The sequence below is a fragment of the Mesorhizobium sp. M7A.F.Ca.ET.027.03.2.1 genome (genome assembly GCF_003999175.1).
Lineage (GTDB): Bacteria > Pseudomonadota > Alphaproteobacteria > Rhizobiales > Rhizobiaceae > Mesorhizobium.
In genome coordinates this window covers 1-407 of sequence record NZ_RZOM01001954.1, presented here as the reverse complement: position 1 = coordinate 407, position 407 = coordinate 1, and the positions used below count along the sequence as shown (strand labels likewise).

At 58.7% G+C, this 407-nt stretch carries 2 protein-coding genes; both read left to right on the top strand.

Translation table 11 applies throughout. From position 1 onward, the window contains the following. A partial coding sequence (locus EN750_RS38945) for an SsrA-binding protein (protein WP_189526896.1) occupies positions 1–140 on the top strand: 140 nt, incomplete at its 5' end. A 14-nt stretch (positions 141–154) separates the two neighbouring features. Beyond that, positions 155–407 (top strand): GH25 family lysozyme (locus EN750_RS38940; protein WP_281062401.1); only part of this gene is annotated, 253 nt, incomplete at its 3' end.

Sequence of the window (407 nt, the reverse complement as noted above, 5' to 3'; positions counted from 1 at the left end):
AAATCTATTTCAACGACCAGGGCCGCGCCAAGCTGCTGCTCGCTGTCGGCCGCGGCAAGAAACTGCACGACAAGCGCGAATCCGAGAAGCAGCGCGATTGGTCGCGCGAGAAGGGCCGGCTGTTAAAAGAGCGTGGGTAGGCGGGGCCATTCGCTTGAAGAACCGGATTGTCCTCTTTGGTTTGGCCAGCCTGGTCTTGTTGTGTTTCCTCGCAGCAGGCGGCTATCTCTATTTCAGGTCATTCTCGCCGGATCGCGATAAATATCCGGTCAGGGGCATCGACGTCTCCCATCATCAGGGCCAGATCGATTGGCGGCGCGTAGCCGCCGACGATGTCGCCTTTGCCGTCATCAAGGCGACCGAAGGCGGCGATCATGTCGATGATGCTTTCGCACGGAATCTGGAAG